This is a genomic window from Streptomyces sp. NPDC054863 (genome assembly GCF_053610825.1).
In genome coordinates, this window is the sequence record NZ_JBSGZD010000125.1 from 1 (window position 1) to 20,716 (window position 20,716).

The following is a 20,716-nucleotide window of genomic DNA, read 5'->3' on the forward strand; positions in this document are numbered from 1 at the left end:
CCAGGAGGCGGGCGAGGCCGCACACCGCGACGCCACGGCCGCCGCCACCGAGGCGCAGCGCGCCCGCAGCGAGATCGGCCACCTGCGCCAGCGCCTCACCGAGGTCGAGCAGGAGACAGGCGAAGCGGTACGGGCCGGCTGGCTCGACGACACCGCCCCCGACGCCGACCCGGCGCGCGCCGCACTGGCCGCCACGGACGCCGAGAGGACCGCCGTCGCCGCCTGGGACGTGGCCCGCGAAGCCGCCCGTACGACAGCGGACAGGGCGCGCGAGGCCGCCGCTGGAGACGCCCGCGCCGAACTGACGGCCGCGCGCGCGGCGGACGCGGCGCAGGCCGCCACCTCCGCGTACGAGGCGGAGCACCGCGCGGCGGCGTCCATCGCCGCCGAGGAGCGCCTCGCGGAGCTGCTCAGCCTGCCCACGGCCACCGCCTCCGGGTTCCCGCAGCCCCGCAGCGGCGACGGCGCGGACAGCACGGACGGCCAGGGGGGCGACCCCTCGGGCGGTACGCACCACAGCTCCGTCGGCGCCCAGCGCGGGGCCGACGGCACCTCCGACGGGGCCCGCCGCAGCGCCACCGCCCACGCCGCCACCGACGGCACCCGTCGCAGCAGCACCACGGCCACCGTGACGCACACCCGCCGCACCCCGCGCCCCGTCGCCGAAGGCCCGCTCACCGTCGAGGAGCTGGACCGGGGCGCCGACGACCTCCTGACCCTCCTGGAGCAGGGCGTCGCCGCCGCCGAACGCCAGCTCTTCGAGCTGCGCACCGCCGCCGCCGACGACTCCCGCATCCTCGGCGCCCTTGGCGACGGCGGCCTGCTGCCGGCCGGCCCGGACGTCCTCGCGACCGTGGAGTACCTCGGCGAGCACGGCATCCCGGCGCTGCCCGGCTGGCGCTACCTCGCCCAGGCGGTCGACCCCGCCGACCACGCCGCCGTGCTCGCCGCCCGGCTGACCGGGGACCGCACCCTCGCCGCCCGGCTCGGCTCCTGGCGCGAGGACTGCCCGCCCGGCATGCTCGCCGAGCTGGCCGAGGCAGCGGCGACCGCCCGCGAGACGGCCGAAGCCGCCGAGGCCGTCCTCGCCGAGGCCCGTACGGTACGGGCCGACGCCGACGAAGCGGCAGCCGAAGCGGCCCGGGTACGCGACGACCGGCAGGACGCCGCACAGCGCGCCCGCCGGGTCGCCGACGCCCTCGCGGGACTCGCCTACCGGCTGCGCGAACGGGCCGGGTGGCAGGTCAAGCTGCGCGAACTCGCCGACGAGGCAGCCGAGTCGGAAGCCCGCGCCGCCACCCTCCTGGAGCGCGCCAAGGCCGCCGACGAGGACCGCCGTACCGCCCAGCGCACCGCCGACGACGCCCACCGCACCTCCCGCACCCTGCGCGCCGAACGGGCCGAGATCGCCGGAGCCCCCGAGACGCTGCCGGAGCCCGACCCGGACGCCCCGCGCGTGGCACTGCCCGCGCTGCGCGAGGCGTACCGTGCCGCATCGCAGCTGTACGAGAAGGTCGGTGTAGGCGCCGACCTGCGCGCCGAACAGGCCCGCGCGGAGAGCGACGAGAGCGCCGCCCTCACCGAGCTCAACCGCCTCAGCAACAAGGTCCGCAACCGGGCGGGCCAGCTCCTGGAGAGCAACGACGGAGCCGACGGCCCGTCCCGGCAGGCCGCCGCAGGCCGCGCCGAATCCCTCGTCCAGACCCTCGAAACCCGCGCGTCCGCCGCGAGCGAGCAGCTCGGCCGGCTGCGCGGCGAGGCCGAGCGGCTGGCCCCCGACGACGGCGACGCGCACGCGGAGCTCGCGGACGGCCTCGTACCGTCCGACGCCGAGCACGCGCAGACCCTGCTCCGCACCGCCACCGCCGAACTGGCCACCCGTACGGATGAGTTGGACACGGCCCGCGGTGCGCACGGCGAACTGCTCCACGCGCACCGGGCCGCCGAGGACGCGGCGGGCGGCTTCGACGAGACGGCGGCGCTGCTGCGGGATCTGCTCCGCGACCACCAGGACGAGGAGGGTCAGGAGGACCCCGAGCCCTACCCCGGCACCCTGGAGGAGGCCCGCAACTCGGCGGCGGAGGCCCGTCGTTCACTGCGCGGCTGCGCCGGTGACCTGTCCGCCGCCGAGGCGGCCGTGCGCGAGGCCAGCGACATTCTCGTACGGCACGCCAACTCGACCCGGTACGAGCAGGTGCGCACCCCGGCCCGCCAGCAGATCCGGGAACTGCCCGCCGCCGCACTGCCCGAGCACGCGGCGGCCTGGGCGGCAGCCTTCGCGCCCCGGCTGCGTGTCCTGACCGACGAGCTGGTGCAGCTGGAGCGCAACCGCGACAGCATCGTCGACCGGCTGCGCGGCCTCGTGGAGTCCTCACTGGCCACTCTGCGTTCGGCGCAGCGGCTGTCGCAGCTGCCGGAGGGGCTGGGGGAGTGGTCCGGTCAGGAGTTCCTGCGCATCCGCTTCGAGGAGCCCGACCAGGCCACGCTCGTCGAGCGGCTCGGCGAGGTCGTCGACGAGGCCACCAGGGCGGCGGTGAAGAAGAACTCCGACATGCGGCGCGACGGGATGTCACTGCTGCTGCACGGCGTGCAGGCAGCGCTGGAACCCAAGGGCATCGCGGTCGAGATCCTCAAGCCGGACGCGGTGCTGCGGGCCGAGCGGGTGCCGGTCGGGCAGATGGGCGACGTGTTCTCCGGCGGCCAGCTGCTGACCGCGGCGATCGCTCTCTACTGCACGATGGCGGCGCTGCGCAGCAACGACCGGGGCCGCGACAAGCACCGGCACGCGGGCACTCTCTTCCTCGACAACCCGATCGGGCGGGCCAACGCCACGTACCTGCTGGAGCTCCAGCGGGCGGTCTCCGACGCGCTCGGCGTCCAGCTCCTCTACACGACGGGGCTGTTCGACACGACGGCGCTCGCCGAGTTCCCGCTGGTCATCCGGTTGCGGAACGACGCGGACCTCAGGGCGGGCCTGAAGTACATCAGCGTGGAGGAGCACCTGCGGCCCGGGCTGCCGCAGCAGAGCACCGAGGGCGAGACCATCCACGGCGAGATCACCGCGACGCGGATGTTCAAGCGGATGCCGACGGAGGGGACCCCGTCGAGTGGGTCCCGGCCGGACGGATCCCGGCCGGGAACGACCGCGGCGGAAAGGGCTCCCGCGGACGAGGCACGGGCCGAGTAGCAGCAGAGCCCCTCAAGGGCAGGACTCCGAGGGGCAGGCCCCGGGTCCCGGGTCCCGGGTCCCGGGACCAAAGTCAGGCCCAGGCTTCAGGTCCCCGGTCCCGGGTCCAAAGTCAGGCCCAGGCTTCAGGTCCCGAGCCTCAGGCCCCGGGACCAAGTCAGGCCAGGTCCCGGGCCCGAGGCGGCCCAGGCCCAGCGGGCCCGGCAGTGCGTGGGTACCGCCGGGCCCGGCTCATGCCTCCGACAGCTGCCCCGCGCTCCTGCGGCCCCGGCCCTGTATTCGCGCGTCCTTGCGGGCCGTCCGCCGGGCCCGGCGGCGCTCCCGCCGCAGCTGGCGCGCCGTACTGCTCGGGACGGACACCACGCCGTTGCGCTGGTTCCACACCTGGCGGGTGATCCACACGTCCAGCACGCCCCAGGTCGCCGCCACCGTGCTCGCCACGCTGCTCAGGGTCATCGGAAAGGCGAGCCAGGAACCCGCCAGGGTGCACAGATAGGCCACCATCGCCTGGATCAGCGTCAGCGAAATTATGATCACCGCCCGCACCGCGGACGTACGGACCGGATCGGGCAACCGCCACCTCAGGGCCGGCTCCTCCACCCACAACTGCCGCACGGCCCTGCCCTCGTCGGGCCGCCTCGCCGATGTGTCCGCGCCCTCGTCCGCCCGCCTCGCCGATGTGCTCGTGCCCGCGCGCCCCGCCGCACTGTCCGTGCCCGCGTCCGCCCGTCCTGCCGCACTGTCCGTGCCCGCCTCCGCCGGAAGCTGCTGCGCCTTCATGACCCACTCCCCACCGCTCAACCAAGGCCCGTAATAAGCGCCTTCAGGAGTGACTGCCCGGCTTGTGCCGCTTTACGCAGCCACTGCTGCTCCCCTTACGTCTCCCCGTACACAAAGACGAACAACCAGCCCGAAAGATTCCCGCGAAAGGGACACGGAACGAATACTTCCAGCCATCCCCCAGGGTACGGAAGGGCACGTTCTGCCGGGTGTCCTGTGCCACAGGCGCGGTATCCAACTCCCGTGATTCCGGGACAAGTCATGATCAGTTCTTGAGGCGTCGGCCGAAAACAGACCGGACGTCCCTTCGAGATGCCGACGGGTCAGTAGTAGGCTCACGCCGCTTGTTGACGTACTGCGTTGACGAATGCGCTGATGGATCAACTGGATCGACTAGACGGAACACCACCCCCGCCGCGCGGGGTTGAGCTGGGGGAGGCCATGCGCTTTCGCGGGAAGTCCATCCGCCGGAAGATCGTGGCGTTGTTGCTGGTGCCGCTCGTCTCCCTCACCGCGCTCTGGGGATTCGCGACGGTGCTGACCGGCCGCGAAGCGAGCGAGCTGCTGGACATCGCCTACGTCGTCGAGAAGATCGGGTCACCGGTCGAGGACGCCGTGCAGATCGTCCAGGAGGAGCGCCGCCAGACCCTGGTCTACCTCGCCGACGAGCGCGGATCCGAAGCGCTCACGGCGCTGCGCGCCCAGCGCGACAAGACCGACGAAGCCGTCGCCAGGATCCGCGGGAACTCCCGGGACCCGGACGTCACCGAAGAGTTGAACCCGCAGGCCGCACAGCGTCTGACCTCGCTCCTGGAAGCCTTCGACGGCATCGCGGCCCTGCGCCGCTCCGTCGAGAACAGCACTCTCACCCGCAGCCAGGCCCTCACGCTCTACAACCGGCTCGTCGACCCCTGCCACACCTTCCTGGCGAACCTGCACGTGGTGCGCGACGTCGAGATGGACAAGCAGGGCCGCGCCCTGGTCGGCACCACCCGCGCCCGCGAACTCCTCTCCCGCGAGGACGCGCTGGTCGCCTCCGCGCTCGTCGCCCGCGAGATCACCGCCGCGGAACTGCGCGACCTCACCGGGCTGATAGCCGGCCGCAAGGTCCTCTACGACACCAGCCTGGAGCAGCTCCCCGCCTCCGACCGGCAGGACTACGAGCAGATCTGGAACGGCCCCGACACCAGCGCCCTGATCGCCGCCGAGAAGCTTCTCCTCGAACAGGGACCGAAACGCCGCCCCACCGCCGTCTCGACCACCACCTGGAACTACGCCGCGCCACCCGCCCTCGAACGCCTCGCCAGGCAGGGCGCCGAGACCAGCGACAACTACCAGTCCCGAGTCGAACCCGTCGCCTTCGGCGTCCTCCTCAAAGCGGGTGCCGCCGGCGTCCTCGGCTTCCTCGCCCTGATCGTCTCCGTCGTGGTGTCGGTACGCATCGGCCGCGAGCTCGTCCGCGACCTGAACCGCCTCCGCAAGGAGGCGCACGAGGCGTCCGGCGTACGCCTCCCGGCCGTCATGCGCCGACTCGCCGCAGGCGAGAGTGTCGACGTGGAGACCGAGGCCCCGCGGCTGAGTTACGAGAAGGACGAGATGGGCCAGGTCGGCCAGGCCCTCAACACCCTCCAGCGGGCCGCCGTCGAATCCGCCGTGCGCCAGGCCGACATGCGGCGCGGCGTCTCCGAGGTCTTCGTCAACCTCGCCCGCCGCAACCAGGTCCTGCTGCACCGCCAGCTGACGCTCCTCGACACCATGGAACGCCGCACCGAGGACACCGACGAACTCGCCGACCTCTTCCGCCTCGACCACCTCACCACCCGCATGCGCCGCCACGCCGAAGGCCTGGTGATCCTCTCCGGAGCCGCCCCGTCCCGGCAGTGGCGCAAGCCCGTACAGCTGATGGACGTCGTGCGGGCCGCCGTCGCCGAGGTCGAGGACTACGAGCGCATCGAGGTGAGGCGGCTGCCGCGGATCGGGGTCGGCGGCCCCGCCGTCGCCGACCTCACGCATCTGATCGCCGAACTCCTGGAGAACGCCACGGTGTTCTCGCCCCCGCACACCGCCGTCCAGGTGCTCGGCGAGCGCGTCGCCAACGGCTTCACCCTGGAGATCCACGACCGGGGCCTGGGCATGCCCGCGGACGTCCTCCTCGACGCGAACCTGCGGCTCGCCGAGACCCCCGAGTTCGAGCTGTCCGACACCGACCGCCTCGGCCTCTTCGTGGTCAGTCGGCTCGCCCAGCGGCAGAACGTACGGGTCTCCCTCCAGCAGTCCCCGTACGGCGGCACCACGGCCGTCGTCTTCATCCCGGCCGCACTCCTCACCGAGGCCCCGGACACCGACGGCAGCGGCTTCCGGGTCGACCGCGACCCGGACCGGGCACCGGTGGGGGAGCCCGCTGCGACCGGCCAGGGCCGCCGCCGGGACATGGCAGCCGCCGGCCGCCCGACGTCGGTCCGGCCGGTGCTGGACGGCCCCGTCGAGCTGGAACCGCCGCTGGGCACAGTGGGACTGGAACCCGCACCGGTCCTCGGCTCCACGTCGCCCGGCGGCCCGCTCGGCGACCTGGACGACACCGAGAGCGAGCGCGGCGGCATCTTCCGGGCCCGGAGCCTGGAGAAGCCGCGGGGCCGTGAACCCCTCCGCCGCGGCCCGGGCGACGGCAAGAGCGCGGGCCGCAACGGCAACCCCCGGGGCCGCATCGCGGACGCGGCCCGGGTGCAGCACCAGCAGGCGGCCGACCTCGCCCAGGACGACGCCGACACGGCGCGTCCCGGCGGGCCGGTCCCGCTGCCCCGGCGCAAGCCGGCGCTGGTCGCCGAGCACGGTCGGCGCATCGGACAGCAGCAGCCCGAGGAATCCCGGCGGTCAGGGGGGACCAGGCGGCCCCGCGGGGCGGACCGGCCGGAGAACGAGTACGGGACCGAGCCCGGGAGCGGCCACGACACCGCGGCGGCCCCGGCGGCCGGAGCCCCCACTCTGGGCGGCCTCCCACGCCGGGTGCGTCAGGCGAGCCTCGCTCCGCAACTGAAGAAGGAAGCCGAAGCGGCCCGCACCGCCGAGACCGCCCGCCCGATCCCCGAGGAGGAGCCCGAGCGCGACGCCGATGAGGTGCGCAGCCGGATGGCTTCACTCCAGCGCGGCTGGCAGCGCGGTCGCCGCCAGAACGAGGCCGACACCGACCCGGTCGGCTCGACCGACACGACTGCCCCGACCGGCCCGGCCGACACTGCCGGAACCGGAACGGCCGGGACAGCATCAGGAACGACAGCAGAGGGGGACGGTCGATGACCGCACCGAACGCCGCAGCACACAATGCCTCGGGCCGGGGTTCCGGCGAGCTGAACTGGCTCCTCGACGAACTCGTCGAGCGTGTCGGAAGCATCCGCAAGGCGCTGGTGCTCTCCAGCGACGGGCTCCCCACCGGCGCCTCGAAGAGCCTGACGCGGGAGGACGGCGAGCACCTCGCCGCCGTCGCTTCCGGGTTCCACAGCCTGGCCAAGGGCGTCGGTCGGCACTTCGAGGCGGGCCGGGTCCGGCAGACCGTCGTCGAGCTCGACGACGCGTTCCTCTTCGTGACCGCGGCGGGCGACGGCAGCTGCCTCGCCGTCCTCTCCGACGCCGATTCCGACGTCGGCCAGGTCGCGTACGAGATGACGCTGATGGTCAAGCGCGTCGGCGCCCACCTCCGGACGGCGCCACGGACCGGTCTGCCCACCGGAGGGTGAGCGGACCCGGGATGAACGACGCAGGTACGGAGACGGGCAGGGCCGGACCGACGGACGCAGCCGCGCAGAAGGCCCCGGGCGTACCCACGGGGCCCGGCGGCGCCGCGGGCCCCGGCAGGTCCCCGGGCCACGGCAGGGACGCGAACTACGGCCGGGATGCGAGCCGCGGCAGGCCTCCGGGCGACGGCGCGGATCCGGCTGCGAGGGGAGCCGCGGCAGCACGCGCCGCCGCGGCTGCCCGCCCGGACGACTCCCGCCCCGACCCGGGCCGTCGGCAGCAGGCCCCGCACTGGTTCGACGACGACGCGGGCCCTGTCGTACGCCCGTACGCGATGACCAGGGGGCGTACGAGCAGCGCGACCCGGCACCGTCTCGACCTCATCGCGATCGTCGTCCCGGAGCCCGCGGCGGACGACCCGGGCCGGGACCAGACGCTCGCCCCCGAACACGTCGAGATCGTCGAACTGTGCAACGACAGCCCGCAGTCGATCGCCGAACTGGCCGCGACCCTCGACCTGCCGGTCGGCGTCGTCCGGGTCCTGGTCGGCGACCTGGTCGAGGAACAGCTCGTCCACGTCACCCGGCCGGTGGAGCCCGCGGAGCTGCCGGACGAGAGTCTGCTGCGCGAAGTGATCGACGGCCTCAGAGCGCTCTGAGGACACCGCCCCGTACCGCAACACCGCCCCCGCAACACCGCCCAGTACCGTGCGGACCCAGCCGTCCGCGCAGCGAGATCGGGAGAACCCAAACGATGGTCTTCGGGCGTTCCAGCCGCAAGAAGCGGCCCGTGGAACCGGTGACGCTGAAGATTCTGGTCGCCGGAGGATTCGGGGTGGGCAAGACCACCCTGGTCGGCGCGGTCAGCGAGATCAGACCGCTGCGCACCGAGGAGACCCTCAGCGAGGCGGGCCGGCCGGTCGACGACACCCACGGTGTCGAGACCAAGACGACCACCACCGTCGCCATGGACTTCGGGCGCATCACCCTGCGCGAGGACCTCGTCCTCTACCTCTTCGGGACGCCGGGACAGGACCGGTTCTGGTTCCTGTGGGACGAGTTGGCGCAGGGCTCGCTCGGCGCGGTGGTGCTCGCCGACACCCGCCGGCTGGAGGACTGCTTCGCGGCCGTGGACTACTTCGAGCGCCGCAGCATCCCCTTCACGGTCGCGGTCAACTGCTTCGACGGCGCGGACCGGCATCCTGCCGGGACGATCAGCGCCGCCCTCGACCTCGACCCGGACGTCCCGGTCATGCTGTGCGACGCCCGTGACCGCGAGTCCGTGAAGGACGTCCTCATCGCGGTCGTGGAGCACGCACTGGAGATCTCCGCGAGCCGCCGCAGGGCTGCCGCGGCCGTCACCTCATAGAGGCGCCGTCACTGCACAGCAGCACTGTCACTGCACCGAGGCACCGTCACTGCACAGCGGCACCGTCACCTCATAGAGGCGCCGGTACTCACAGCGGCGACCACGAAGCGGCCCGCACCCCCGCCGACTGGGGTGCGGACCGCGGCCGTTGCCCCTCCCGCGCGACGCGCACAACACCACGCGACGCAGCACGATCGTAGTGCCGTTATTCCTGTCCGTCCTCCTGCCAGCCGAAGCTGCGTTCCACCGCCTTGCGCCAGTTGTGGTACTCGCGGTCCCGCTCCGGCGCACCCATCCGCGGCGTCCACTCCACATCGCGCTGCCAGTGCGCCTTCAGCTCGTCCAGGTCCGACCACACCCCGGTCGCCAGACCTGCGGCGTACGCGGCGCCCAGACAGGTCGTCTCCGACACCTTCGGCCTGATCACGGGCACGCCCAGCACGTCCGCCTGATGCTGCATCAGCAGATTGTTGACGGTCATCCCGCCGTCCACCTTCAGCGTGGTGATCCGTACGCCCGAGTCCTGGTACATCGCGTCGACGACCTCGCGGGTCTGCCAGCTCGTCGCCTCAAGGACCGCCCGCGCGAGGTGTGCCTTGGTGACGTACCGGGTCAGTCCGGTGACCACCCCGCGCGCGTCCGAGCGCCAGTAGGGCGCGTACAGGCCGGAGAACGCCGGGACGATGTACGCCCCGCCGTTGTCGTCCACGCTCGCCGCGAGGGGCTCGATCTCGTCCGCGCTGCGGATGATGCCGAGCTGGTCGCGGAACCACTGCACAAGCGCGCCCGTGATCGCGATCGAGCCCTCCAGACAGTAGACCGGCGCATCGCTGCCGATCTTGTAGCCCATGGTGGTGAGCAGCCCGTTCTTCGACGGGACCGGCCGGTTGCCGGTGTTCAGGAGCAGGAAGCTGCCCGTGCCGTACGTGTTCTTGGCCGTCCCGGTGTCATAGCAGGCCTGCCCGAACACCGCCGCCTGCTGATCACCCAGCGCGGACGCCACCGGCACCCCCGCGAGCTGCCCGACGGCCGTCCCGTACACCTCGGCGGACGACTTGATCTCCGGCAGTACGGCCTCGGGGACCCGCATCGCGGAGAGGATCTCCTGGTCCCACTGGAGGGTGTCGAGATTCATCAGCATGGTCCGCCCGGCGTTGGTCACGTCCGTGACGTGCACACCGCCCTGGGTGCCACCGGTGAGGTTCCAGATCAGCCACGAGTCGATCGTGCCGAAGGCGATCTCGCCCCGCTCGGCCCGGTTCCGCAGCCCGGGTACGTTGTCGAGCAGCCAGGCCGCCTTCGGCCCGGAGAAGTAGCTCGCCAGCGGCAGCCCCGTCCTGTCGCGGAACCGGTCCTGCCCGTCCGCACCGCCCAGTTCGGTGCAGAGCGCCGAGGTACGGGTGTCCTGCCAGACGATCGCGTTGTGCACGGGCTTTCCGGTCGCGCGGTCCCAGAGCACGGTCGTCTCGCGCTGGTTGGTGATGCCCAGCGCGCTCAACCGGTCCGCACGCATGCCCGCCTTGGCGAGCGCCCCCGCGACGACCGCCTGCACCTTGGACCAGATCTCGGTGGCGTCGTGCTCGACCCAGCCCGGCTTGGGGAAGATCTGACGGTGTTCTCGCTGGTCGACGGCGACGATCCTGCCGTCGTGGTCGAAGATGATGCAGCGGCTGGACGTGGTGCCCTGGTCGATCGCCGCGACGTACTTCTCGCTGCTGTCGGTCATGAGGTCCCCTCGGTCGAAGCTGCGGGTGGACTTCCGTGTACTGGACCGTGTACTAGAAGGCCAGGTTGTAGACGAGGCCGCCGAGGGCGCCGCCGATCAGTGGACCGGCCACCGGCACCCAGGCGTAACTCCAGTCGGATGTCCCCTTGTTGGGGATCGGCAGCACGGCGTGCATGAGCCGCGGGCCGAGGTCGCGGGCCGGGTTGATGGCGTAACCCGTGGGCCCGCCGAGCGACAGGCCGATGCCGACGACGAGGAAGGCGACGATCAGCGTTCGGGTTCCGGATGTGCCCAGCCCTTCCGACAACCCGAAGGCCAGGATGGGCAGTACCAGCGCGAACGTGGCGATGGTCTCGGTGAGGAGATTGGCGACCGGGTTCCGGATCTCCGGGATGGTGGAGAAGATGCCCAACGTGGGCAGGGCCGCCTCCTGATCCCGGTTGGCACCGAACTGCGCGTGGTAGACCAGCCAGGCGAGTACGGCGCCGATCATGGCGCCGACCATCTGTCCGAGTACGTACACCCAGACCTGACTCCATCTGCCGGTGTCGACGGCGATGCCGAGGGTCACTGCCGGGTTGAGGTGGCCCCCGGACAGGGGCGCGGCGGTGTACGCCCCGGCCAGGACGCCGAAGCCCCAGCCGAACGCGATGACCACCCAGCCGGCGGCCTTCGCCTTGGAGAACCTGAGGGTGACGGCTGCACACACGCCCGCGCCGAAGAGGATGAGGATCGCGGTGCCGATCAACTCACCGCGGAAGACTTCCCAGTTGCTCCAGATGCTCATGAGGTGGCGGCTCCTAGGCTTCACCCGGGGCGGGCCCCGGTCCTGAGGGTGCAGGGGGAGTACCCGGCGGAGGAGGCCGTGACCGCGGAGTCGGAAGCAGGGGGTCCCGTTCCCCCCGCCGGTGTCCGCCGGACGCGCCGATCGTGCTGCCGGGCCGGTCGGGACCGCCGGTGGGGGAGGGCACGGCGCGGCGGAGCCCGCGCACGCCGGGCCGGTGGAGCAGGCGACGCCGACTGACAACGGGAAGTGTTCACCGGAGGTGATGGAGCGTCAAGGAGCTGGACAGCAACGGGTGTTGGGCCTCGACCGGGCTTCTGTGTTCCGCTCGGGAACAGGCGGGGAGGCCTGCTGGGGAGGCCCGGCCGGGCGTGGGGGCGGGACGTCGGACGGGCGGCCCGGCGGGGTCGCGCTCAGCGGTTCTCGGCGAGCCACTTCTCCGCGGTCTCGGCCAGCTCCCGGTCGCGCCCCGCCAGCATCATCCGGATCATCTGGGCATCGCCGCGCAGCGACCAGGCGGGGTTGCCGAAGGTGGCGGGATTGTTCCTCTCGATCAGGAAGTGGGCGGGCCAGGCAGTGCCGTACCCGATGAGCGGCAGCGCAGCCGCATACCGCTTCCTGCCGCGCGCCAGGCCGTACGCGGTGACGGCGAGCCCGGTCAGGGTGCCGGTGAGGTGGATCCAGCGGGTCGCGGCGCGCGAGTGCATGGCGACGTAGAAGGGCCAGAAGTCCTCGTACGAATCAAAGGTGCGGGTCTGCGTCATGGGGGGCACCGTATTGGTTCGCCGGAAAACGCGAAACGGAGAACCGGATATGGATATTCGGCGTCCGGTAGGAGAGAGCGGGCTGCCGGGGCCGACGGGGGTGGTCCTGGCAGCCCGCTCGGTTGCACCGGGCACCGAACTGTCCCATGTCCGACTCGGTGTCCGGCTCCGAGTCCGGCTCCGACTCAGTGTCCGGCGACGGACCGCCGCGAGACCGGGAAGTCGAAGTAGGTGTCGGGGAAGAGCTCCGGCTTGTGCGTGAAGTGCCACCACTCCTCGGGAAGGTTGGTGAACCCCTGCGCGGCGAGCGTGCTCTTCAACAGCTGCCTGTTCGACCGCTGTACGCCCTGGACCCGCGGGTCGTCGGTGTGCGACAACGTATCGAAGCAGTCGTAACCAGTCCCCATGTCAACGGAGTTGTCCCGAAAGCGCTCGCTCTTCGGTGCGAAACACGGCACCAGCTTCTCGCCCGGTACGTACGGCCTGGTGGGCCGGGCCGGCAGCCGGACGATGGTCAGGTCGACGGTGCTGCCCCGGCTGTGCCCGGACTTCTCGGCGATGTAGCCGTCGGCGAACAACCGCGACTTGTCGACCCGGGGGTAGAACTCCCCCTTCATCGCCGTGTCGTCGAGGTCCTTGGCCCACCGTACGAAGTGGTCGACGGCGCGCTGCGGGCGGTAGCAGTCGTAGACCTTGAGGGTGTAGCCGGAGCGGAGCAGCGTGCGCTGGGCCTTCCTCAGGGCATGGGCTGCGGGGCGGGTCAGGATGCACACCGGCTGCCGGTATCCGTCCACGGCCTCGCCCATGAAGGTGTGGTCGGTCGCGTACCGCATGTCCTGGAGGATCGTCGGGTCCACGGACCGCAGCGACACAAAGGCCCCGGGAGCCTTGACGGGCGTCGCCCGCCGAGCCTCGGGCGATACGGGAGACAGGGGAGATCCGAAGGAGGGGACGGGGTCGGGAGCGGGAGCGGGAGCGGCAGCGACGGTCAGGAAGGCGAGTGCGGCGGCGCCGAAGGCGCACAGGGCGGAACCAAGTCGTCGTCTCATGCGCCCCGTCTACCACCCCAATCCCCCCGAAGAAACCCCACCGCACAGCACAGCACCCCACTGCATCTCACCTCACCTCACCGAGGCCGGGACACCCCACCCGAAACACCAAGTGGTAAGTGGTGGGGCGCCCGCGAAGACGCCCGCCCTCCGGACAGGCCCTAAAGTCTGCGCCGTGAACCACTCCCACTGTGCCCACTGCGGCGTGCCGTACGCCGAGACCGCAGGGTGGCCCCGTACCTGCACCGCATGCGGCGAAACGGCGTACCGCAACCCGCTGCCGGTGGCGGTCGCGCTCCTTCCCGTGCGGTCGTCCGAGGGAACCGGCCTGGTGGTGATCACCCGCACCATCGAACCGTGCCGCGGCGGTGTCGCCCTGCCCGGCGGCTTCATCGACCACGGCGAGGACTGGCGGGACGCGGTCGTGCGCGAACTCCGCGAGGAAACCGGAATCGAGGCCCCCACCACGGAAGTCCGCCTCGCCGACGCTCTGAGCTCCCCGGCCGGCCACCTGCTCCTCTTCGGCCTCCTCCCCACCCGGGACGCCTCCGACCTCCCACCATCGGCCCCCACCCCCGAAACCACAGGCTGGCACCTCCTGCACACCCCAAAGCCCCTGGCCTTCCCCCTCCACACCCAAGCCACCCGCTCCTGGTTCACCGGCACGTACACCTGACCGGCAACCCCACCCGGGCCGTGCACCACGTCCCCGGCCTCGCAGACCGCCCGGCCGTGGTCCACCGACACGCACATCTGACCCGTGTCCCTGTACGGGGCGGTGTGCCGCGCCTCCTGCTCACACAAGCCACCCGGCCCCGATCCACCGATACGACACACACCGGACCCGCGCCCCGCGAGTGCCGTGTGCGGCCCCCAGCCTCGCCCGTATCCAGCCCGGCCAGACCAGTCCCGGAAACCACTCCTGCCCCTCAGCCCCCGCACGACTCACCGCCCCACCGACACCACCCCCCCCCACCGACACCACCCCCCCCACCGACACCACCCACCCCCACCGACACCACCCACCCCGGCGCTTACCTTCCGGCCTTCCGGGCCCTCACCCCACCCTGCCCCTCACCCGCACTTCGAGGCCCACGTCGCCTCCCCCCTCCCGCTCCACCACAACCCGCCCCTCCCGCACCTGCGAGATGAACCGCTCGACGCGGGGCTGCTCCCACCCCTCGCCGGCATCCCGCACCACCAGCCCGCTCCCGACACGTCCTGGAGCCGGAGCCCACACCTCCAGTTCGAGCCCGCCCTTGCCGTCCCGAACCGGAATCACCGCTCCGCCCCTCGCCAACACAGGAATGCGGGACCCCACCCCACCCGAACCCATCGCCCCGGCCGAGGGCCCGCCCGGCCCCGTCCCGCCGGCCCCGGTCGCACCAGACCCCACACCGCCAACTCCCGGCGCATCCAGCAGTACCTGCCCCGGCCCCTCGTACGCCTCACCGGTCACGGTGTCGTACCACCGACCCCGCGGCAGCCGCACGGCCCGTCGGTCCGAGCCCGGCTCCAGCACCGGTGCCACCAGCAGCGAATCCCCCAGCAGGAACGCGTCCTCGCAGTCCCGCAACGACCGATCGTCCGGCGCACCCCACCACACGGGCCGCACGTAAGGCGCGCCGGTGAGCCGCGCCAGATGCGACAGCGTCACGAAGTACGGCCGCAGCCGCTCCCGTTCGGCCAGCGCCGCCCGTGTGTGCTCCAGTACCCGCGGCCCGAATTCCCACGGCTCCCGCCGCCCCGCGTCGATCGCCGCATGTGTACGGAACAGCGGCAGGTACGCCCCCAACTGGAACCACCGCAAATACAGCTCAGCCCCCGGACTCCCGCCGAAACCACCTACATCAGGTCCGGAATACGGAACGCCGCACAGCCCGAGCCCCAGCACCAGCGACAACGACGCCCGCAACCCGGGCCACCCGGTCGTCACGTCCCCCGACCAGGTTCCTCCGTACCGCTGCATCCCCACCCACCCCGACCGGGAGAACAGAAACGGCCGCTCCTCGGGCCGCAGCCGCCGCAGGCCTTCGTACCCGGCCCGGGCCATCGTCAGCCCGTACACGTTGTGCGCCTCGCGGTGGTCACCACCCCGGCCCTCCAGCACGTGGCGTGCGGACCGAGGCAGCGTCGGATCCCCGAACGCGGCGAACGACACCGGTTCGTTCATGTCGTGCCACACGCCGGAGAACCCCTGCGCGAGCCGCTCCGCGTACAAATTCCCCCACCAGCCCCGCACATTCGGATCAGTGAAGTCCGGGAAGGCACACTCCCCGGGCCACACCTCGCCCCGCACCTCCCGCCCCCGCGCATCGCGTACGAAGGCCCCGGCCTCGACACCGCTGTCGTACACGGCATTCCCGGGCTCCGCCCGTACCGCCGGATCCACGATCGACACCAGCCGTACGCCCTCGCCCTCCAACTCCCGCGCCAGTCCGGGCAGATCGGGAAAGGCCTTCCGGTCCACGGTGAACACCCGATGCCGGTCGTAGTGGTCGATGTCCAGGTGCAGAGCGGACAGCGGAAGGCCCCGTTCCCGATACCCGGCGGCCACCCGCCGCACTTCCTCCGCGCTCCCGAATCCCCACTTGGCGTGCTGAGGCCCGAGTGCCCAGGACGGTGGCAGTGCGGGCCGGCCGGTCAGCGCCGTCCACCCGTGCAGCACGCGTGCGGGCGTGCCGACCACGACCCAACACCTCAGAGGCCCGCCCGTCATGCGTACTTCGCTGCACCCCCACCGGTCGTGCCCCGAGCCCCCGCCCTCCTCTCCCTCCCTCAGTACGACGCGGCCGTCCCAGGTGTTGTCGTAGAACGCGAGATGAGTCCCCGCGTCGGACACCACGAACTGCACCGGCATCGTCAGATACAGCGGATCGTCCCCCGGCTCGAACTGTCCGCCGGGGTCGGTGTTCCACAGCCGGTACGTCCCGTCCCGCAGCCGGGGCCCGCCGGCCCGCCCACCGAGCCCGAAGAACCGCGCATCCGCAGGTACCTCGGACCGCTGCAACCACCGCCCCACCCCACCCCTTCGCCCCCCACCAACCACCCCACCCCCGACTCCGACTCCGACTCCGGCCCCGGCTCCGGCTCCGGCTCCGTCCCCGTCCTCGGCCCTGGCTCCGGCTTCGGTTCCGCCCCCGGCCCTGATTCCTGTCCCGCCCCCGGCTCTGCTCCCGACCCGACCCTCACCCCCGGCTTCGACTGCACCCTGGGTACCGGCCCCGGCCTCGTCGACACCTCTGTCCCAGCCTCCGCTGCCCCTCTCGTCCCCGCCTCCGTCTCCCCCCTCGTCCCCGCTTCCTCGACAACCGTCCACCGGCTCCCACCACCGCGGCGGCAGCTCACGCCGCAGCAGCAACCCGCCCGGCGTCCGGACCTCGATCGCGCCGCGCCGGGAGACCGCGACCGTCACCCGTTCCGACACGACCTGCCACCCGCCGTCCTTGTCCGGCTCCAGCACGACCCGGACATCGGCATCGGGACACAACCCGGCCAAAGCGTAAGAAGGCTCCAGCCCGGCCCCGTCCCACCCCCAGAACACCGCGCCACCCGCAGCAACCAGAATCCGCAGCTCGGACCGCTCGAACCGGACGATCCCGCCCCCGGGGAGCGACTCCGCTCCTGTCACCGCGCCCGGCACACGCGCCCGCTCGGCCGTACGCGGAGGCAACCCCCAGGCGTCCGCCCGTCGCCGTCGCCATGCGTCCCGCAGGGACCGCAGTCCCTGCACAGAACCGACCATCTTCATCGAGCGCACCAGGTCATGACCGTCCATGTCCCTCACCCTGTCACCCGCCCTCCCGCCAACGCTCCCCGTTCAACTTCCGTTCACCCACCCCACAACCCCGGCTCCACCGCCCTGTCCGACCGCCTCGGGCCGCGCCCCACCTGCCACCCTGTGAACCTGCACGCGGGCCACCCCTGCGACCGACCGGACGGTGCCGCCGCTCAGGCGTGCAGCCGTTGCCGCCGCTCCGCAGAAAGTTGGGCCGCCCCCGCCGCCCCGCGGAACATCTCCTGCTCAAGCGAAGCCGAGTTCCCTGGGGGAAGGCCGGGCACAGGGCGGTCCTCGCCACGCAGCCAGCGACGGGCGCCGTCGATGCCCCCGGAGCCACACCCTCACCCCGCCCCGCCCACCCTGGTGCAGAAGTCGATCACATGGCATCGTCCCCTCCAGTCCGCCCCGCCCCGCCCCAGCCCGACCGCAGAGCCGCAGAGCCGAAGATTCCCGGGAGCCACCCCATGACCTCAACCCCAGCGACGAACCCCGCGTCCCAGCCCGCCCCCCTCTGGCAGCCGAGCCCCGACCGCATCGCCGAGGCCGCGGTCACCCGCTTCCAGGCTTGGGCCGCCGACCGGTACGGCGCCCCCGCGGAAGGCGGCTACGACGCTCTCCACCGCTGGTCCGTCACCGAACTCGACACGTTCTGGAAAGCCGTCGCCGACTGGTTCGACATCCGCTTCTCCACCCCGTACGAGACGGTCCTCGGCGACCGCACCATGCCTGGCGCCCAGTGGTTCCCCGGCGCCACCCTCAACTACGCCGAGCACGCCCTGCGCACCGCCGAGGATCCGGCCCGCGCCGACGACCCCGCCCTGCTGCATGTCGACGAGTCCCAGAACGTCGAGCCCGTCACCTGGTCCGAACTCCGCCGCCAGGTCGGCTCCCTGGCCGCCGAACTCCGCACCCTCGGCGTGCAACCCGGGGACCGCGTCAGCGGCTACCTCCCCAACATCCCCCAAGCGATCACCGCCCTCCTCGCCACCGCCGCAGTCGGCGCCGTATGGACCTCCTGCGCCCCCGACTTCGGCGCCCGCAGCGTCCTCGACCGCTTCCAGCAGGTGGAGCCTGTCGTCCTCTTCGCCGTCGACGGCTACCGCTACGGCGGCAAGACCCACGACCGCACGGACACCGTCGCCGAACTCCGCCGCGAACTCCCCACCCTCCGCGCGGTCGTCCACATCCCCCTGCTCAACACACCCGCCCCCTCCGGCACTCTCGAATGGTCTTCCCTTACTGAGAGTGACAACGAGCCGGTCTTCGAGCAAGTTCCCTTCGACCACCCCCTCTGGGTTCTTTATTCGTCCGGCACCACCGGCCTCCCCAAAGCCATCGTCCAGTCCCAGGGCGGCATCCTGCTCGAACACTTCAAGCAGATCGGCCTGCACTGCGATCTCGGCCCCGACGACCGCTTCTTCTGGTACACCTCCACCGGCTGGATGATGTGGAACTTCCTCGTCTCCGGCCTGCTCACGGGCACCACGATCGTTCTGTACGACGGCAGCCCCGGCTTCCCGGACACGGGAGCCCAGTGGGCGATCGCCGAACGCACCGGCGCCACCCTCTTCGGGACCTCCGCCGCGTACGTCATGGCCTGCCGCAAAGCAGGCGTGCACCCGGCAGCCGACCACGACCTCTCCCGCATCACATGCGTGGCCACGACCGGCTCCCCGCTCCCGCCCGACGGCTTCCGCTGGCTGCACGACGAGTTCGCCGAGTCCGGCCACGACCTGTGGATCGCTTCCGTCAGCGGCGGCACCGACGTCTGCAGCTGCTTCGCCGGCGCCGTGCCCACCCTCCCGGTGCACATCGGCGAACTCCAGGCTGCCTGCCTCGGTACGGACCTCCAGGCCTGGGACTCCCAGGGCAAGCCCCTCACCGCCGACGTCGGCGAGCTCGTCGTCACCAACCCGATGCCGTCCATGCCGATCCGCTTCTGGAACGACCCCGAAGGCACCCGCTACCACGACAGCTACTTCGACACGTACCCCGGCGTGTGGCGTCACGGCGACTGGATCACGATCACCGACCGCAACTCCGTGATCATCCACGGCCGTTCGGACTCCACCCTCAACCGCGGCGGCGTCCGCATGGGATCCGCGGACATTTATGAGGCCGTCGAACGACTCCCCGAAATCCGCGAATCCCTCGTCATCGGCCTCGAAGAGCCCAACGGGGGCTACTGGATGCCACTCTTCGTCCACCTCGCCGAAGGCGCCGTACTGAACGACGAGCTCCGCACCCGCATCAAGAACACCATCCGCGCCGAACTCTCCCCCCGCCACGTCCCCGACGAAGTCATCGAGGTCCCCGCCGTTCCGCACACCCTCACCGGCAAGCGCATCGAGGTACCGGTGAAGCGACTTCTCCAGGGCGCCCCCCTCGCGAAGGCGGTCAACCCGGGCTCCGTCGACAACATCGGCCTCCTCCACTTCTACGAGGACCTCGCCCGCACCCGCCGCTGACGCCACGCATGGAGGGATCGCTCCATCCCACACAGCGATCGCTCAACCTCCGAACACGGCCTCGGACTCGCCCGCAGCTCCGCGATGTCCGAGGCCCGCCACCCGCTGCCCGGCTCCGTTGTCAGACCCCACGGTTACTGTGAGTGAGCAATGATCGACCGAGCTCAGGGGGAGCAATGGAGCACACCAGGAACGACCGGAGCCAGCACCGCACCGCCAAGTCCATGCGCCGCACCCTGCGCCGCGAAGTGCCCAGCACCGTGGGCCTGCTGGCCGACGCCGAGGACTTCGCGGCCATGACGGGGTACCGCACCTTCACCTTCGATGACCACCCCACCTACCTCCAGCAGGTCGACTCCCTGCTCAAGACCCTGGCGGCCCAGGGCCTGCACACCAGCGTCGCCCTCTTCGACCCGGAAGAATTCGCCGAGTTCTGTACGACGTCGGGGCTCGACCCCGACCGGCCGACGACCCGGGCCCGCTTCACCGCGCACGCGGCAGCCCACGGAGCCTGCGTCCCGTACACGGGCCAGCCTCTCGACAGCCTCGTGCCCACGCTCATCAACGAAGCGGTCCGGCAGGCCACTTGGGACTGCGCGACCCTCCTCCTGGCCGGTCTCGGGAACTGCGCCGAATGCGGTGAGGACATCGGCCGCGAAGCCTTCGAGCGCTCCTCACGGCTCCTCGTCGCCCTGCTGAAGGGAGCGGGTAGCGGCATCCACCACCTCGTGTGCAGCGTCCCCGCCGAGGCGGAACAACTCCTCGCAGTCCTCCACGTGGAAGTGGCCGAGGACGGGATCCCCGAACTGGATGACGACGAGGGGGCCGAATTCGTGACGGTCCTCGCCGCGGGTGTCGCTCTCGAAAGCCCCGGCGGAATCGTCCTGCGGACCACCCGCGACGGCGAGCCCGACCGGGTGCACGGCTGGCGCCTCGACCGGGGCCGTCTGGCCGCCCTGACCGCGGGCGAGGTCTTCAGCGCCTACTGCACGGATGCCGAGACCGGCGAACCGGTGTCCCCGGAACCAGGCGTCGAGTACTGCGCGGGCCACACCCTCGACGACACCCCAGGCCTGTCTC

At 71.9% G+C, this 20,716-nt stretch carries 12 protein-coding genes and 2 pseudogenes; 8 read left to right on the forward strand and 6 right to left on the reverse strand.

The window, feature by feature from the left end; all coding sequences use genetic code 11:
- Positions 1-3,187, forward strand: a pseudogene (locus ACWGIG_RS21985) (hypothetical protein); the annotation flags it as partial.
- Positions 3,188-3,418: 231 nt separating this feature from the next.
- Here the strand turns inward: ACWGIG_RS21985 and ACWGIG_RS21990 are convergent.
- The gene (locus tag ACWGIG_RS21990; RefSeq protein ID WP_453323335.1) at positions 3,419-3,967 is read right to left on the reverse strand and encodes a hypothetical protein; all 549 of its coding nucleotides are present in this window, start codon (positions 3,965-3,967) and stop codon (positions 3,419-3,421) included.
- Between the two features lie 441 nt (positions 3,968-4,408).
- Here ACWGIG_RS21990 and ACWGIG_RS21995 point away from each other — a divergent pair, with 441 nt between their 5' ends.
- The 4 genes and pseudogenes from ACWGIG_RS21995 (at position 4,409) to ACWGIG_RS22010 (ending at position 9,064) form a co-directional block, all read left to right on the forward strand.
- Entirely contained in the window at positions 4,409-7,261 is a 2,853-nt protein-coding gene (locus tag ACWGIG_RS21995) for a sensor histidine kinase (RefSeq protein WP_453323336.1), read from the forward strand.
- On the forward strand, positions 7,258-7,698 hold the full coding sequence (locus tag ACWGIG_RS22000) for a roadblock/LC7 domain-containing protein (protein WP_398422885.1): 441 nt from the start codon (positions 7,258-7,260) through the stop codon (positions 7,696-7,698). The genes ACWGIG_RS21995 and ACWGIG_RS22000 overlap by 4 nt, the downstream gene beginning before the upstream one ends.
- 290 nt (positions 7,699-7,988) lie before the next feature.
- Positions 7,989-8,354, forward strand: a pseudogene (locus ACWGIG_RS22005) (DUF742 domain-containing protein); the annotation flags it as partial.
- 95 nt (positions 8,355-8,449) lie between these two features.
- On the forward strand, positions 8,450-9,064 hold the full coding sequence (locus ACWGIG_RS22010) for a GTP-binding protein (protein WP_453323337.1): 615 nt from the start codon (positions 8,450-8,452) through the stop codon (positions 9,062-9,064).
- 205 nt (positions 9,065-9,269) lie between these two features.
- On the opposite strand, the gene glpK is transcribed toward ACWGIG_RS22010, so the two are convergent.
- The 4 genes from glpK to ACWGIG_RS22030 form a co-directional block, all read right to left on the reverse strand.
- The gene (glpK, locus tag ACWGIG_RS22015; protein WP_453323338.1) at positions 9,270-10,790 is read right to left on the reverse strand and encodes a glycerol kinase GlpK; all 1,521 of its coding nucleotides are present in this window, start codon (positions 10,788-10,790) and stop codon (positions 9,270-9,272) included.
- A 52-nt stretch (positions 10,791-10,842) separates the two neighbouring features.
- Complete coding sequence (locus ACWGIG_RS22020; protein WP_453323339.1) at positions 10,843-11,577, reverse strand: MIP/aquaporin family protein; 735 nt, start codon at positions 11,575-11,577, stop codon at positions 10,843-10,845.
- 410 nt (positions 11,578-11,987) lie between these two features.
- On the reverse strand, positions 11,988-12,338 hold the full coding sequence (locus ACWGIG_RS22025) for an Mpo1-like protein (RefSeq protein WP_453323340.1): 351 nt from the start codon (positions 12,336-12,338) through the stop codon (positions 11,988-11,990).
- A 185-nt stretch (positions 12,339-12,523) separates the two neighbouring features.
- Positions 12,524-13,387 carry a M15 family metallopeptidase gene (locus ACWGIG_RS22030; protein ID WP_453323341.1) on the reverse strand — a complete coding sequence of 288 codons (864 nt, stop codon included), beginning with the start codon at positions 13,385-13,387 and terminating at the stop codon, positions 12,524-12,526.
- 175 nt (positions 13,388-13,562) lie between these two features.
- On the opposite strand from ACWGIG_RS22030, the gene ACWGIG_RS22035 reads away from it, so the two are divergent.
- On the forward strand, positions 13,563-14,063 hold the full coding sequence (locus ACWGIG_RS22035) for an NUDIX domain-containing protein (protein WP_453323342.1): 501 nt from the start codon (positions 13,563-13,565) through the stop codon (positions 14,061-14,063).
- 381 nt (positions 14,064-14,444) lie between these two features.
- On the opposite strand, the gene ACWGIG_RS22040 is transcribed toward ACWGIG_RS22035, so the two are convergent.
- Complete coding sequence (locus tag ACWGIG_RS22040; RefSeq protein WP_453323343.1) at positions 14,445-17,165, reverse strand: glycoside hydrolase family 31 protein; 2,721 nt, start codon at positions 17,163-17,165, stop codon at positions 14,445-14,447.
- Positions 17,166-17,632: 467 nt separating this feature from the next.
- Between ACWGIG_RS22040 and ACWGIG_RS22045 the strand changes: the two genes are divergently transcribed.
- Both ACWGIG_RS22045 and ACWGIG_RS22050 read left to right on the forward strand, forming a co-directional pair.
- On the forward strand, positions 17,633-19,636 hold the full coding sequence (locus tag ACWGIG_RS22045; RefSeq protein WP_453323344.1) for an acetoacetate--CoA ligase: 2,004 nt from the start codon (positions 17,633-17,635) through the stop codon (positions 19,634-19,636).
- Between the two features lie 176 nt (positions 19,637-19,812).
- Positions 19,813-20,716 (forward strand): hypothetical protein (locus ACWGIG_RS22050; protein WP_453323345.1); only part of this gene is annotated, 904 nt, incomplete at its 3' end.

Bases quoted from the DNA above. Each gene is read 5' to 3' on its own strand.
- ACWGIG_RS21990 (WP_453323335.1), bottom strand. From the start codon at position 3,967: ATGAAGGCGCAGCAGCTTCCGGCGGAGGCGGGCACGGACAGTGCGGCA.
- ACWGIG_RS21995 (WP_453323336.1), top strand. From the start codon at position 4,409: ATGCGCTTTCGCGGGAAGTCCATCCGCCGGAAGATCGTGGCGTTGTTG.
- ACWGIG_RS22000 (WP_398422885.1), top strand. From the start codon at position 7,258: ATGACCGCACCGAACGCCGCAGCACACAATGCCTCGGGCCGGGGTTCC.
- ACWGIG_RS22010 (WP_453323337.1), top strand. From the start codon at position 8,450: ATGGTCTTCGGGCGTTCCAGCCGCAAGAAGCGGCCCGTGGAACCGGTG.
- glpK (WP_453323338.1), bottom strand. From the start codon at position 10,790: ATGACCGACAGCAGCGAGAAGTACGTCGCGGCGATCGACCAGGGCACC.
- ACWGIG_RS22020 (WP_453323339.1), bottom strand. From the start codon at position 11,577: ATGAGCATCTGGAGCAACTGGGAAGTCTTCCGCGGTGAGTTGATCGGC.
- ACWGIG_RS22025 (WP_453323340.1), bottom strand. From the start codon at position 12,338: ATGACGCAGACCCGCACCTTTGATTCGTACGAGGACTTCTGGCCCTTC.
- ACWGIG_RS22030 (WP_453323341.1), bottom strand. From the start codon at position 13,387: ATGAGACGACGACTTGGTTCCGCCCTGTGCGCCTTCGGCGCCGCCGCA.
- ACWGIG_RS22040 (WP_453323343.1), bottom strand. From the start codon at position 17,165: ATGGACGGTCATGACCTGGTGCGCTCGATGAAGATGGTCGGTTCTGTG.
- ACWGIG_RS22045 (WP_453323344.1), top strand. From the start codon at position 17,633: ATGACCTCAACCCCAGCGACGAACCCCGCGTCCCAGCCCGCCCCCCTC.